This window comes from Iodidimonas sp. SYSU 1G8, from assembly GCF_039655775.1.
Taxonomy (GTDB): domain Bacteria; phylum Pseudomonadota; class Alphaproteobacteria; order SMXS01; family SMXS01; genus RI-34.
In genome coordinates this window covers 648,924-662,304 of the sequence record NZ_JBBYXJ010000002.1, presented here as the reverse complement: position 1 = coordinate 662,304, position 13,381 = coordinate 648,924, and the positions used below count along the sequence as shown (strand labels likewise).

At 64.6% G+C, this 13,381-nt stretch carries 11 protein-coding genes; 7 read left to right on the top strand and 4 right to left on the bottom strand.

The window, feature by feature from the left end; genetic code table 11:
• Positions 1–40 precede the first annotated feature (40 nt).
• The 5 genes from WJU17_RS14200 to WJU17_RS14180 are packed head-to-tail and all read left to right on the top strand — an operon-like array spanning position 41 to position 4,378.
• On the top strand, positions 41–820 hold the full coding sequence (locus WJU17_RS14200) for an SDR family oxidoreductase (RefSeq protein WP_346328055.1): 780 nt from the start codon (positions 41–43) through the stop codon (positions 818–820).
• 7 nt (positions 821–827) lie between these two features.
• The gene (locus tag WJU17_RS14195; protein WP_346328054.1) at positions 828–1,994 is read left to right on the top strand and encodes an iron-containing alcohol dehydrogenase; all 1,167 of its coding nucleotides are present in this window, start codon (positions 828–830) and stop codon (positions 1,992–1,994) included.
• A 54-nt stretch (positions 1,995–2,048) separates the two neighbouring features.
• Positions 2,049–3,620 carry an AMP-binding protein gene (locus WJU17_RS14190; RefSeq protein WP_346328053.1) on the top strand — a complete coding sequence of 524 codons (1,572 nt, stop codon included), beginning with the start codon at positions 2,049–2,051 and terminating at the stop codon, positions 3,618–3,620.
• Between the two features lie 54 nt (positions 3,621–3,674).
• On the top strand, positions 3,675–4,001 hold the full coding sequence (locus WJU17_RS14185) for a type II toxin-antitoxin system Phd/YefM family antitoxin (RefSeq protein WP_346328052.1): 327 nt from the start codon (positions 3,675–3,677) through the stop codon (positions 3,999–4,001).
• A 35-nt stretch (positions 4,002–4,036) separates the two neighbouring features.
• The gene (locus WJU17_RS14180; protein ID WP_346328959.1) at positions 4,037–4,378 is read left to right on the top strand and encodes a type II toxin-antitoxin system VapC family toxin; all 342 of its coding nucleotides are present in this window, start codon (positions 4,037–4,039) and stop codon (positions 4,376–4,378) included.
• A 30-nt stretch (positions 4,379–4,408) separates the two neighbouring features.
• Here the strand turns inward: WJU17_RS14180 and WJU17_RS14175 are convergent, their stop codons facing one another.
• From WJU17_RS14175 to WJU17_RS14165, 3 genes are all read right to left on the bottom strand, one after another.
• Positions 4,409–5,707, bottom strand: a complete 1,299-nt coding sequence (locus tag WJU17_RS14175; RefSeq protein ID WP_346328051.1) for a hypothetical protein — start codon at positions 5,705–5,707, stop codon at positions 4,409–4,411.
• An 85-nt stretch (positions 5,708–5,792) separates the two neighbouring features.
• Positions 5,793–6,950 (bottom strand): aromatic ring-hydroxylating dioxygenase subunit alpha, encoded by a 1,158-nt coding sequence (locus WJU17_RS14170; protein WP_346328050.1) that lies wholly within the window; start codon positions 6,948–6,950, stop codon positions 5,793–5,795.
• A gap of 25 nt (positions 6,951–6,975) precedes the next feature.
• The gene (locus WJU17_RS14165; protein WP_346328049.1) at positions 6,976–9,609 is read right to left on the bottom strand and encodes a TonB-dependent receptor; all 2,634 of its coding nucleotides are present in this window, start codon (positions 9,607–9,609) and stop codon (positions 6,976–6,978) included.
• A 294-nt stretch (positions 9,610–9,903) separates the two neighbouring features.
• Between WJU17_RS14165 and WJU17_RS14160 the strand changes: the two genes are divergently transcribed.
• Both WJU17_RS14160 and WJU17_RS14155 read left to right on the top strand, forming a co-directional pair.
• Complete coding sequence (locus WJU17_RS14160; protein ID WP_346328048.1) at positions 9,904–10,626, top strand: TetR/AcrR family transcriptional regulator; 723 nt, start codon at positions 9,904–9,906, stop codon at positions 10,624–10,626.
• 105 nt (positions 10,627–10,731) lie between these two features.
• The gene (locus WJU17_RS14155; protein WP_346328047.1) at positions 10,732–11,808 is read left to right on the top strand and encodes a dihydrodipicolinate reductase; all 1,077 of its coding nucleotides are present in this window, start codon (positions 10,732–10,734) and stop codon (positions 11,806–11,808) included.
• A gap of 30 nt (positions 11,809–11,838) precedes the next feature.
• Here the strand turns inward: WJU17_RS14155 and WJU17_RS14150 are convergent, their stop codons facing one another.
• Entirely contained in the window at positions 11,839–13,380 is a 1,542-nt protein-coding gene (locus tag WJU17_RS14150) for a DHA2 family efflux MFS transporter permease subunit (protein ID WP_346328046.1), read from the bottom strand.
• Between the last annotated feature and the right edge of the window lies 1 nt (position 13,381).

The following is a 13,381-nucleotide window of genomic DNA, read 5'->3' as shown; positions in this document are numbered from 1 at the left end:
CACAAAACACTCTCAAGGGAAGACGAAAGGAACTAACGGGATGGGTGCTCTCGATCTATTCAAGCTGGACGGCAAGGTCGCCGTCATCACCGGCGCAGGCAAGGGCATCGGCCGGGGCATCGCCCTGGCGCTCGCCGAGGCCGGCGCGGATATCGCCGTCGCCTCGCGCAGCAAGGACGAGCTGGACCGGGTGGTCAAGGAAGTTCAGGAACGCGGCCGCCGCGCCATCGCGGTGCCGACGGACGTGACCAAGATGGAGTTCCTGGAAAACCTGGCCAAGCGCGCCCAGGACGAACTGGGCGGACTCGACATCTGGGTGAACAATGCCGGTGGTCTGCCCGACGGCACGCCGCGCTGGCTGACGCGCACCTCGGAAGAGCAGTTCATGGCGCAGATCGACCTGAACATCAAAGCCGTCTGGGCGGGCTGCGTCGTCGCGGCCAAGGCCATGGGCGAGAACGGCGGCGCGATCGTGAACATCTCGTCGCGCGCGGCCAAGGACATGGGCCCGAACCTGAAGAACGGCCCCTATGGCGCCTCCAAGTCGGCGGTGAACAGCCTGACCGCCACCTTCTCGCGCGAGCTGGCGCCGAAGATCCGCGTCAACGCCGTGGCGCCGGGTCCGATTCCGACCGAGAACTTCATCGATTCCATGAAGATGCACACGCCCGAGCGCGAGGCCGAGCTGAAGGAATACATGAAGCTGCCGCTGGAGCGCTGGGGCACGCCGGAAGATATCGGCGCGGCCGTGCTGTACATGTCCTCGCCCGCCTCGGGCTGGGTCACCGGCCAGTGCCTCTATGTCACCGGCGGCTCCTGAGCCACCCATGCCTTCGGGCAGCTACGACTACATTCCGCAGGAACGTATCGTCTTCGGCCGCCCTGCGGCCGAAGCGATCCGCGCGGAAGCGGAGCGGTTGGGGAAAACCCGGCTGTTCATCGTCACCGCGAAGTCGCTGAACCGGAGAACACCGGCCATCGCCGACCTGCGATCGGCGCTCGGCGACCTCGTCGTCGGCCTCTATGACGACTGCATCGCCCACACGCCGCGAGAGACCGTGCTGGAATGCGCCGACGCGGTGCGGGCGGCGGGTGCCGACCTGATCGTCACCATCGGCGGCGGCACCGCCATCGACATGGTCAAGACGGTGCAGATCTGCATCGCCGAGGACGTGCGTACCGTCGAGGGCATGGACGCCTGGCACACGCGGGTGAACGCCGACGGCAGCTACGTCACGCCGACATCGCGGCCTTCCACCGTGCGCCAGATCATCGTCCCGACCACCCTGTCAGGCGCCGAGTTCAGCACCATCGCGGGCGTCACCGACCTGCGCAAGCAGTTCAAGGACGGCTTCGTCGGCACCAACTCAGCGGGTCAGGTCATCATCCTCGACCCGGCCATGACCCGGCACACGCCCGAATGGCTGTGGCTTTCGACCGGCATCCGCGGTCTCGACCATGCCATCGAGGGCATCTGTTCGATCAAGGCCAATCCGTTCATCACCGGCTGCTGCCGCCAGGCCATCGAGATGTACGCCGCCAATCTGCCGCGCACCAAGGCCGACCCGGACGATCTGGACGCGCGCCTTGCCTGCCAGCAGGCCACCTGGATCGCCGGACACGGCATCGATCGCGCGCCCTACGGCGCCTCGCACGGTATCGGCGGCGTGCTGGGCGGGATGAAGGAGGTGCCGCACGGCTATACGTCCTGCATCCTGATGCCGCACGTGCTCCGCTACAACAAGCCGGTGACCGAACAGGCCCAGCGCTACGTCTCCGCCGCCTTCGGCCGCCCGGACGAGGACGCCGCCGACCTGGTCCACGCCTTCATCGCCAGCCTCGGCCTGCCGCAGACCCTGCGGGACGTAGGCGTGACCCGCGACGATTTCGACGGCATCGCCCGCCGCAGCGTCGCCAGCATGTGGGTCCGCACCAACCCGCGCCCGCTGCCCGACGAAGCCTCGGTGAAAGCCATATTGGACGCCGCATATTGACATGCGCGGTGCCGCTGGCACGCTGCGCCACAAGAAAATCTCAGGGGATAGACGATGCTCACGCAGTTCGAACGGGAAGCCAATCTCTCCGATCTCATGGACTATCACGCCCGCACCCGGCCGAACGCCGAAATGCTGGTGTTCAATGACCGCCGCTACAGCTGGGGCGAAGGCGACAAGATCATCAACAGGATCGCCAACGGGCTGATCGCGCTGGGCGTCGGGCGCAACGACAAGGTCGCCATGCTGGCCGACACCTCGGCAGAATATTTCTTCACCTTCTGGGGCATCATCCGCGCCGGCGCCTGCGCCGTGCCGTTGTCGGGCATGGCCAGCGCCGAAAGCCTCGAGGCGATGATCGCCGACAGCGGCTCCAAGGTGCTGTTCGTCTCGAAGAAAACCATGGAGCTCGTCGGCCAGATCGACGCGCGCCTGCACACCCTGGTGACCGGCGGCCGCATCGCCTATGACTTCGCCGACGACCGCTGGACGGGATTCCAGGACTGGATCGCCCAGTATCCCGAGACCAACCCCGGCGTCGCCATCGACAAGCTGGACGACTTCAACATCATCTATTCGTCCGGCACCACCGGCGTGCCCAAGGGCATCCTGCACGATCACCGCACGCGCATTTCCTACTGGGCGACGCGCGACGCGTTCAAATACAGCCCGGACACGCGGCTCATCGTCTCGACGCCGCTCTACTCGAATACCACACTGTTCGCGCTGCTGCCGGCGCTGGCCTGGGGCGGCACCACCATCCTGCTGCCCCGCTCGGACACGGAAAGCTACCTGAAGCTGGCCGAGAAGGAGCGCGCGACCCACACCATGCAGGTGCCCGTGCAGTATCACCGCCTGCACGATCACCCGGATTTCGGCAAGTACGACCTGTCCAGCTTCCAGTGGAAGTTCTGCACCTCGGCGCCGCTGCGCCCCGAGTTCAAGACCTGGCTGATCACCGCCTGGCCGGGCGGCTTCACCGAGGTCTATGGCATGACCGAGGGCGGCGTCGGCTGCTTCTTCAATGCACACGAGAATCCCGACAAGGTGCACACGGTCGGCTATGCCCGCGAAGGCACCGAGATCCGCGTGGTCGACGAGAATATGAACGAGGTGCCGCGCGGCCAGATCGGCGAGTTGATCGGCTGGTCCAGCTTCATGATGACCGGCTACTACAACAAGCCCGACAAGACCGCCGAGAGCCGTTGGACCGATCCTAGCGGGCGCGTCTGGCAGCGCAGCGGCGACATGGGCCGCATGGACGAGGACGGCTTCATCACCCTGCTGGATCGCGCCAAGGACATGATCATCTCCGGTGGCTTCAACATCTATGCCGCCGACCTGGAGGCGGAGCTGCTGAAGCATCCGGCCGTGGACGACGCGGCCGTGATCTCCATCCCCAGCGACGAATGGGGCGAAACGCCGCTGGGCCTCGTGGTCCTGAAGCCGGGCGCGACGGCAACCGGCGAGGAAATCCGTCTCTGGGCGAACGAAAAGCTGGGCAAGCTGCAGCGCCTGAGCGGCGTCGAACTGCGCGACGACCTGCCACGCAGCACCATCGGCAAGCTGCTCAAGCGCGAGCTGCGCGAGCCCTATTGGGCAGGAATGGATCGGCGGGTGGGGTAAAGCGGCGGCGGACCGTGCCCCCGGCCAAAAGGTGTCCGGCGGCCCGCGATCAGGATGACCAACTGCGTTGACCAACAGGTGACCGCAGCCCATATTTCATTGATGAACAAGCCGGTCAACATCGCCGACGCGAAGGCTCATCTCTCCGATCTGGTGGCGCGGGCCGCCGCCGGCGAAGAGATCGTGATCGCACGCTCCGGCAAGCCACTGGCCAAGCTGGTGCCGTTGCCGCAATCACAGCCTCGGACTCCCGGCATCGCCAGGCACTGGAAGTTGCCCCCTGAAGCCTTCGAGCCGCTCGATCCCGAGGACCAGGCGATCATGGAAGGCCAAGGCACCAATGGGATCGGGTTATGCGTCGGCAATGACACCGATCCGTGATCCTGCTGCTCGACACCAATGCCCTTCTGTAGTGGCTGACGGATGATAAAAGGCTGTCATCAGCCGCCACTCTGGTCATCAGTGACCCGAACAACGAGAGACGCGCCAGCGTTGTCTCGCTCTATGAACTGATCAACAAGGCGCGTCTGGGAAAACTCCCCCTCGCCATCGCACTCGAGTTGGAGCACCACGTCGCCGCCGCTGAAATCCCGTGGCTGCCGCTGGAAGCCGGGGACATGCGATTGGGCGGCGCGCTGGACTGGGATCACAAGGACCCCTGGGATAGCCTGATCGTCGCGCAGGCGATCGCACGTTCCTGCAAGGTCGTGACCTCGGATCGTGCCTTCGCCCACGCCACGGTTGACATCATCTGGTGACGGGTCTGTCGCTCTTCGATCGGGACTCGCTTACCCCAAACCCAGCCGGATCGAGTCCGCGCGCATGAGGGCGCCCTCGCCAAGCTGGTCGCGGCGGGCCTGCTTGAACGCCTCGAAGTCGCCGGTGATGACCTGCCAGCTCAGATAGCTCTCGGCGCCGGCCACCATCTGCGGGATCGGGCTGCAGCCCAGCGGCACCACGGCGAACGGACCCTTGGTCTCCTTGTAGAGATGCTCGTCGATGAACCCCAGGTAGCGGTCGAACTTGTCGGCGCGCACCATGTCGACGAAGGCGATGGCGCTCTCGTGGGTGGCGCCGACCCGCCGCAGCATCTCGGTGGGGAACAGGCCGCCGGTCCAGCGGGCGTTGATCTCGGTCACCATGACGTCGTCGCCCTTGATGAAGTAGTCGACGCCGCAATTGATGCCTTCCGGCCGCACGAAGCCCTGGGCGCGGGCGTACTCGGCCACCTTCATCAGTTCCTTGCGGTGCGCCTCGGTCAGGATCACGTCCGGGCCGATCAGATTGCCGACCCAGACACCGTCGGCGAACATGATCTGGCGCACATTGGCGATGGTGATGTCCTTGTCCGTGATGCGGTAATCGGCCGTCATCTCGGTCCAGTCGCTGAAGTCGAGGCGCTGCTGCAGCAACACGGCGATGCCGCCATCGAACTCCGCCACATAGTCCTTGGCCGCCTGGAGGCTGTCGACGACGGTGACGTTGCGCGCCCCGGCGAGGCCCGAGATCTTCAGCATCACCTTGGGCCCGTGCTTGGCGACGAAGGCCTGCGCCTCGGCCGAATCGAGACCGGCCTTGGTGGTCACCAGCGTCTCGGGCACCGGAATGCCAAACTTCGGCGCGTGTTCGGCGAAATGGAACTTGGAGTTGACGTTGCGGCTGATCCGGAGGGCTTCCGGATCATTGTGCAGCACGCTGTTGGTGCCGCTGGTCATGTACAGCGTGATGCTGTCCGTCGGCGGAAGATTACGCGCGACGGACGCATAGAACTCCTCCTTCGGGTGCAGGTGCCGGTGCTCGGGCGGAACGGGGGTCAGGCCCATCCGGTTGAAGAAGTCGGTATAGCGCGCCAGCCGCTCCGGCCAGGGCGCCTTGCCGAAGGCGTCGTACATGGCCACGTGGTCGGCGGGCTTGCCCAGGCCGATCAGCACGACCTGCAAGAAGCCCATGAGGTCGCGGCTTTCTTCGTCTTCCTTCTGCTGCTTGGGCGTCAGCTTGCCGACATCGAAATAGAGCGACGTATCATCCACCGACATGCAGAAGGTCGTGGACATGGTCTGGCCAGGAAAAAAGGGCGCTGCGCGCACGGTTCGTCTCCCCATTCGGTTATGTGGCGTGAAGGTCTTGCGGCTCCAGCGGACAGGCTCCCCACCTGCCCCTGGACACGATCATCTACCCGGAAGGCTCGCGGAGAAAGGCCTCAATGCTGGCGTGATAGTGTTGGTTGCCCCATTCGTTGCGGCCGAACACCATGTGCTCGTAGGCGCCGGATTCCAGCCCGCGCTGGATGCGGAATCCCAGGTCGAAATCCTCCCTGGTCACCACCTCGCGCAGGAAGTCCTCCATGGCGTCGCAGCGGGCGCGTTCTTCCTCGGTCTCGGGTGCCTTGGGGAAGATCAGGTGCTGATAGGCGATGGTCCGATCGGGCGTGGGGCCGGGCATGATCTGGGTCATGCTGCCGCCCTGGTTGCGGCCGACCGCGATGGCCAGGTTCGGAAACACGAACCGGACGAAGCCGAATTCGTCGGTGTCGTACTTGTAGTAGTCGCCCTCGGGACGGCCACGCAGATCCTTCACCCACTTGCCGGCGAGACCGAGCCGGATGTGCGGCCCGAAGAAGTCGAACGACGCCGTGTTCGACAGGTTGCGCGCGAAGATGGTGTCCGCATGGGCGGTGGCGAAATGATAGTTCTCGAGGAAGCCGTCGGTGACCACCTTCCAGGACGCGCCGTCGATCCGGGTGATACCGTGCAGGTACCAGTTCTCCAGCCCCAGCCATTCCAGGTCGGGCAGGAAGCCCGCGAGATAGGCCTCGATATCGAATTCGGCCCCCGGCGTCAGCGACACGAAGACCATGCCGGCCCGCTCGGCGCAGGGCAGCGCGACCAGATTGAGCCCGGCCGTATCCACCTCGCCGAATTTCTGCCGGTCCGACAGACCGACCAGCCGGCCTTCCGCATTGTAGGTCCAGCCATGGTACGGGCAGGTGAACCGGCTCGCCTTGCCGCAGCCCTCGGCCACCATCGCCTGACGGTGGGAACAGACATTCAGGAAGGCCCGCACCTGCCCATCGGACCCGCGCACCATCAGCACGGGCTTGCCGGCCGCCTCGATGGTCTTGTACGCGCCCGGACCGGCCAGCTCGATGCTGAGCGCCAGCATCAGCGGGGCGCGGCGGAAGATCACCTCCATCTCCCGCTGCCAGCGCTCCGTGTCGAGATAATCGGCGACCGGAACCCGTCGGATATCCGGCGCCGAATCCGTCGTCCCGTTCTCGGCATGGGCCAGCATGCGGGCCGCCGCCCGGTTGTGCCCGTCCTCGACCGTCATCTTCCTGATCCCGCCCTCTGGCCGGTTACCACCGATAGGTGGCCTGAAGGGTCAAAAGGCGCGGCAGGGCGATCTCGCCGGTGAGATCGCCGGTCTTGCCCAGCGGCTTGTCGAGGATGGACACGACATATTTCTCGTTGGTGCAGTTCGAGCAGATCAGCGCGAACTCCCACGGTCCATTCCCCTGCGACAGGCGCGCCGACACGTCCATGACCACATAGGACGGCACGGCCGTGTTGGGCTGGCGCAGGAATTCGCGGCCCTTCTGCTTGTAGAGGACATCACCGCTGAACGAGACCAGCCAGTCGCCATTGGCGAGCGGCTTTTCCCAGGTGAAGCCCAGCTTGAACTGAAGCGGCCCGCCGCCGAAGCGTTCGCCGTTCATGTTCTGCGCGCTGGTGCCCAGCGCCGGATCGAACAGGCACAGCGCCGCCAGCTCGGGCCGGTAGTTGGAGGCGGACGGATCGGTCTGGCCCACATAGCACTGGGCGTTGGTGTAGTCCTTGTACTTCTGCTGCACGTACTGGAACGAGCCGCGCAACTCGAGCTCATCGGTGGCGATGAAGTTGAACGACCCTTCCAGGCCCATATTCGTGGCCCCGGCCGCGTTCTGGATGGTGAAGGTGGTGGTGCTCGAGTTGAAGATCGCCACCTGCAGGCCGGTATATTTGTAGCGCCAACCGACCAGTTCCGCCCGCAGACGGCCGTCGAGGAACTGGCCCTTCACGCCCAGCTCGAAGCCTTCCACGTCGGTGCCGTCGAAGGTCAGCGCGTCGTTGATCTGCTCCGGCGTGAACGGGCACCCGTTCCCACAGGTGAAGAAATTGGTGAAGGTGCCCGGGTTGGACGTGCCCGCCGCCTGGAAGCCGGTCTTGTAGGCGGCGAAGATCATCATGTCCTCGACCGGGTGCCAGCTCAGGGTCGCGGACGGCGACACGTCGTCGAACTTGCGGCGCAGATTGGCCGTGCTGCCCGACGGCGCGAACGGATTGAACGCCGGCGGCAGGAAGGTGTCGAGACGGTTGAAATACTGCTCGCCGAAGGTCTGCCGGTCTTCCTTGGTATACCGCACGCCGCCCGACAGCTCGAGGCTGTCGGTGATGTCCCAGCGCGCCTCGCCGAACACCGAATAGCTCTCGATATTGTTGTCCCAGTGATGGTGATAAGTCAGGAAGCTGCCATCATAGATGGCGGGCCACGGTCCCGACGGCGCCGGGCCGAGCGGGAAGATCTGCACCGGCGCATCGAGGCTGCGCTTCATGTCCTCGTAGAACGCGCCGGCCATGAAGTTGAGCGGGCCGTCGAAGCTCGACTGGGCGCGCAACTCCGTCGTCCAGCTCTGGCCTTCCTCGCCCTGGAGCGAGGACACCACCGCATAGCTGGTGTAATCGTAATTGGTATATTCGTCCTGATTGTAATCCCAGAAGCCCGAGACCGAGGTCAGCGTGATGTCGCCCAGGGTCCAGTTCATCTCCAAGGTCGCCAGGATGTTGCGGGTCCGGTTGAAGTACTCGTTCGGCCGGCCACCCAGCGTCGGATTGGCTTCGGCGATGGCGCGCGGCGGCACCGCCGTCGGGCGCTCCAGCTTCACCTTGCCCTGCTTGTCGGGACAGGTCTGCCCCGTGTCCTTGATCAGCGCCTCGTTCACGCCGGGCGTCGACGGATCATCGAAGAACGCGTTGCTGAGATAGGGGTTCGAGCCCGGGCCATCGGCGCAGCCGAACAGGACGATGGAGCCCGCGTCATTGGTGCGAATGCGGGAATAGGTCAGTTTCAGCGTGGCGTCGAAATTGTCCGACGGCGTCAGCACGCCGGTGAAGCGGCCGACGACCTGCTTCTGCTGCGGAAAGGTCTTGGCATGCGGTCCTTCGGACGGGTAGAGCGCCTGGGTCTCGAACGGGCTGATATCGCGCGGCACGTCGGCCGAGGTCGAATAGTTCAGATAGCCGCCCTGCATGAACTCGCCGCGCCCTGCGACGCGGATCGCCAGCTTGTCTTCCACGACCGGGACCGACACGCCGAACTCCACCACCGGATTTTCGGTCCGGAATTCATAGCTGGCACGGGCGAAGCCCTCGAACGTGTCGCCCGGGCTGACCGTCTTGAGCGAGATCACGCCGGCGGGACTGTTCTTGCCGAAGAACAGAGTCTGCGGGCCTTTCAGCACCTCGACACTCTCGACGTCGAAGAACGCCATGCTGATGGCATGGCCGCGGGTGAAGGAAAAGCCGTCGATCACCAGCGCCACCGGCTGTTCCGCGCCGTAATCGGAGGCGATGCGGCCGACACCGCGAATCTCGAAATTGCCGCCCGAGCCGCCACCGCTCGACTTGTAAATGTTGATGCCGGGGAGCGCAGTGGCGAGCTGCTCGACCGAGGCGATGTTGTAGCGCTCGAGTGTCGCCTGTGGCAGCGCGGTGGCCGCGACCGGGACGTCGATCAGGCGCTCTTCGCGCTTTCTGGCGGACACCAGCACGGTTTCGACGCGCATTCCGCCTTCCCGCGGCACGGCCGCGGGGGCGGGGGCGTCTTGCGCGTGAGCCGGCGCGCCCGCCGGGACCAGGCCGGCAAGAGCGATCATCGCCGTTCCCAGCATCAGATGCGCAGAGACCTTGGATCCCGTCTCCCGGACGGACTCGTGGCGTTTGAACGGATTCATGGTTTTCCTCCCCTGACGCGGTCCGCGAATCCGGTTCGGCCAAAGCACGCCGGACGATGACCACAGCTCCCCTTACATGAACATGAATACTGATTCATGTTTACTTCGGCAAGACGAAATCGCAGCATGCCACCGACATGAGGGCCGAGCGCATATCCTTGAGAATACCCTTCCGCGACGATGGCAAAATGACTACACAGACAAAGCGGCGCCTGCAGTTAGTGACAGGCAGCAGCCAGATTTTTCAATCCAGGCGCGGCAAACGCGACGTGCGAAACGAGTTCGCCACTGTCCATGAATGACGACACCAACACATCCGGCATCGCCGGACCGCGCGAGATCGACCGGAAACTGGGCTGGGCCGGGCCGACGTCCTGGATCCTCGAGCCGCAGCAGGCCCGCAGCCGCGACAAGCTGGAACGGATCATGGCCGCGGCGCTCGCCCTGTTCACGGCCAAGGGCTATGAAAACGCCAGCATGAACGACATCGCCGCCGAAGCCGGCATCTCGGCGGGCGCCATCTACAACCGCTTTCCCGACAAGCAGTCCCTGCTCTATGCCGTGCTGGCATCCTATTTCGGGGCGCGGGCGGCCGATGTGGTCCGCATCTTCCGGGAGAACAGCGAGGCGCTGCGCACGCCGCAAGAAATCATCGAGTTCTATATCCGCCTGATGTTCAGCTCGCGTCGCACCGACCGGGCAATTCTGAGATTGTTCGAGCGCAGTGCGCTGGTGGACGCCACCGCCTGCGAAATGGCCGCCGCCGCCAACCGCTTCACCGCTGAACAGGCCGCCATCTTCCTGGCGGACAGATGGCCCGATCCTCCCGTCGACATCATGAAGACCATCGTCCGCGTCCATAGCGTCATCAGGGGAACGGTGGTGCTGCTCGTCATGGGTGACGAGACGCCCTCCTGGCCGGAACTCTCCGTCGACGACCCCGAGTTCGAGGACGATCTGATCGACATGGCCATGCAATGGTTCGGCCTGCCCCGGCTCGAACGCGCCAAGCGCTGAATCGCGCCCCCTGTGGTAGCCGGCTCACGCCGTCCCCTAGTCATCTCGGACGGTCACCGTTAGGCTGCTCGCCGGACCGTTGAGCACGACAGAGGGGATGAAGCGATGGCCTACAAGGTAATCCAGTGGTCGAGTGGCAATGTGGGCAAGCACGCGGTGCGTGCCGTCGCCGAGCGCGACAACATGAAGCTGGTCGGCATGTACGTTTTTTCCGACCAGAAGGCCGGCATGGACGCAGGCGAGATCGCCGGCATCGGCAAGCTGGGCGTCAAGGCGACCAACGATCTCGACAAGATCATCGCCATGGACGCGGACGTGGTGCTGCACACGGCGCTGCCCTCGCTGGTCTATGGCGCTGATCCCATGGCCGACATCGACACCTTCTGCGCCCTGCTGGCCTCTGGTAAGAGCGTGATCACCACGGTCGGCTACATGTACCCCAAGGTCTACGGCCCCAAGCTGACCAAGCGGCTCGAGGAAGCCTGCCGGCGCGGCGGCTCCACCTTCCATTCCACCGGCCTCAATCCGGGGTGGCTGGGCGATCTGCTGCCCCTGACCATGACGGCGCTGTCGAAGCGCGTGGACAAGATCCACGTCCGCGAGATCTCCAACTTCCAGCATTATCCGTCGCCGGAGATCATGTTCGACATGATGGGCTTCGGCAAGACGCCGGCCCAGTTCAAGAAGGACGCCGAACGCTACTCGTTCTGGCTATCCGGCCTGTTTCGCGAGAACATCCAGATGATCGCCGACGCCTTGGGCGTGAAACTGGACGACATCGCGGAATCCACGGTTCGGGAACTGGCGCCCGCCGATCTGGAAACCGCCGCGGGTCTCGTCAAAAAGGGGACCGTCGCCGGCCAGCACTGGGAATGGGCCGGCATCGCCGGCGGCGAAAAGATCATCGTCCATGAGACGGTCTGGCGCATGCATGAAAGCGTCGCGCCCGGCTGGGCGACCGGCGACCATTCGATCACCATTGAGGGCGAGCCGCGCATGCATGTCAATTTCGACGCCCGCTGGATCGGCGACGGCCTGCAAGGAACCGCCATGCACGCCGTCAACGCCGTGCCCTACGTCTGCGACGCGCCATCCGGGGTGAAGACCTTCCTCGATCTGCCCTGGATCATCGGCAAGGGCACGGTCCATGTGCCCGAAAAGAAGGGGAAAAAGAAAAAATAGAGCTCCCCGGTCGCTACGGCGCCGAGGTGACTACTCGTGCGCCGCCTCCGGCGGCGGGGGCATCAGACGCTTCGGCAGCTTGACCAGCAGCAGGAGCGGGAAGATCGCGATGGTGGCCAGCATCACCAGCTGGAAATCGGTGGTGAAGGCCATCATGGCAGCCTGTTTCGTCAGTTCCGCGTCGAGCGCGGCACGGCCCGCCGCGCTGGTCAGGTCCCAGATATCCGGCTTCAGCATGTTGAAACTGTTGTTGAACGGCGTGATCTGTTCCGCCAGCGTGGCGTGATTGACCTGCGAAGCCCTCGCCTGGAACGCGAACACCAGCGCGATGCCCGCGCTGGAGCCGAAGCTGCGCATGGTGTTGGCGAACGAGGCCGCCTCGGTACGCAGGCGCACCTCCAGCGTGGCGTAGGAGATCAGGTTCAGCGACACGAACGTCATACCCAGCCCGATACCCTGGACGATGCCGATCCAGATGAACTCGAACTCGGCCGTATAGAGATTGAACCGGGACATCTCCCACTGCGAGAACACCGTCAGCACGAGGCCGATGAAGATATACAGACGCGGGTCGCCGCCGCGCTGCGACAGCCGGCCCACCAGGGTCATGCCGATCATCATGCCAAGACCGCGCGGCGCGATGAGAAAGCCGGTCGCCAGCACCGGATAGCCCATCAGGTTCTGCAGCATGATCGGCACCAGCGCCATGGACGTGTACAGCACCATGGCGACGCAGAAATAGAATATCGAGCCGGCGAGAAAGTTGCGGTCGCTCAGGATGTCGCGGTGCACGAATGGGTTTCGCGAAAACACCATGTGATGGATGAACAGCAGCAGGCCGATGGCGGCGAGCGCGGCCCAGATCACGATCTCCATGGAATCGAACCAGTCGGCGCGCTCGCCCCGGTCCAGCATCATCTGGAACGCGGTCACGGCAAGCGCCAGCATGGCGTAACCATAGGCCGCGAACTTGCGGTTCTTGTCGATGGGTGTATCGGTCGAGAACAGCGCCAGTCCCAGGAACGCGAAGATGCCGAAGGGAACGTTGATGTAGAAGATCCAGCGCCAATCGTAATATTCGGTCAGCCAGCCGCCCAGCGTCGGTCCGATGATCGGCCCGATCATCACCCCGACGCCCCAGACCGCCATGGCCTTGCCGCGCTCATGGTCGGGATACGAGTCCAGCATGATCGATTGGGACAGCGGGATCAGCGCCGCGCCCAGCACGCCCTGCAAGGCACGGAATACCAGCATCTCGTTGAGGGATGTGGCGATGCCGCACAGGGCCGACGCGATGGTGAAGCCGGCGATGGAAATCAGGAAGATGCTCTTGCGCCCGAAGCGCAGGGCGAGGAACCCCGTGACCGGGATCATCACCGCCGACGCGACGATGTAGGAGGTCAGCACCCAGGCGATCTGGTCCGGCGTGGCCGCCAGGCTCGCCTGCATGTGCGGCAGCGCCACGTTTGCGATGGTGCTGTCGATGGCCTGCATGGTCGTCGCCATCATGGCCGACACCGACACGATTCCCCGGTAGGGAACCGCCTTGAAGCCGCCGGCCGCCGTGCTCATG

Bases quoted from the DNA above. Each gene is read 5' to 3' on its own strand.
- WJU17_RS14200 (WP_346328055.1), top strand. From the start codon at position 41: ATGGGTGCTCTCGATCTATTCAAGCTGGACGGCAAGGTCGCCGTCATC.
- WJU17_RS14195 (WP_346328054.1), top strand. From the start codon at position 828: ATGCCTTCGGGCAGCTACGACTACATTCCGCAGGAACGTATCGTCTTC.
- WJU17_RS14190 (WP_346328053.1), top strand. From the start codon at position 2,049: ATGCTCACGCAGTTCGAACGGGAAGCCAATCTCTCCGATCTCATGGAC.
- WJU17_RS14185 (WP_346328052.1), top strand. From the start codon at position 3,675: ATGACCAACTGCGTTGACCAACAGGTGACCGCAGCCCATATTTCATTG.
- WJU17_RS14170 (WP_346328050.1), bottom strand. From the start codon at position 6,950: ATGACGGTCGAGGACGGGCACAACCGGGCGGCGGCCCGCATGCTGGCC.
- WJU17_RS14165 (WP_346328049.1), bottom strand. From the start codon at position 9,609: ATGAATCCGTTCAAACGCCACGAGTCCGTCCGGGAGACGGGATCCAAG.
- WJU17_RS14160 (WP_346328048.1), top strand. From the start codon at position 9,904: ATGAATGACGACACCAACACATCCGGCATCGCCGGACCGCGCGAGATC.
- WJU17_RS14155 (WP_346328047.1), top strand. From the start codon at position 10,732: ATGGCCTACAAGGTAATCCAGTGGTCGAGTGGCAATGTGGGCAAGCAC.
- WJU17_RS14150 (WP_346328046.1), bottom strand. From the start codon at position 13,380: ATGAGCACGGCGGCCGGCGGCTTCAAGGCGGTTCCCTACCGGGGAATC.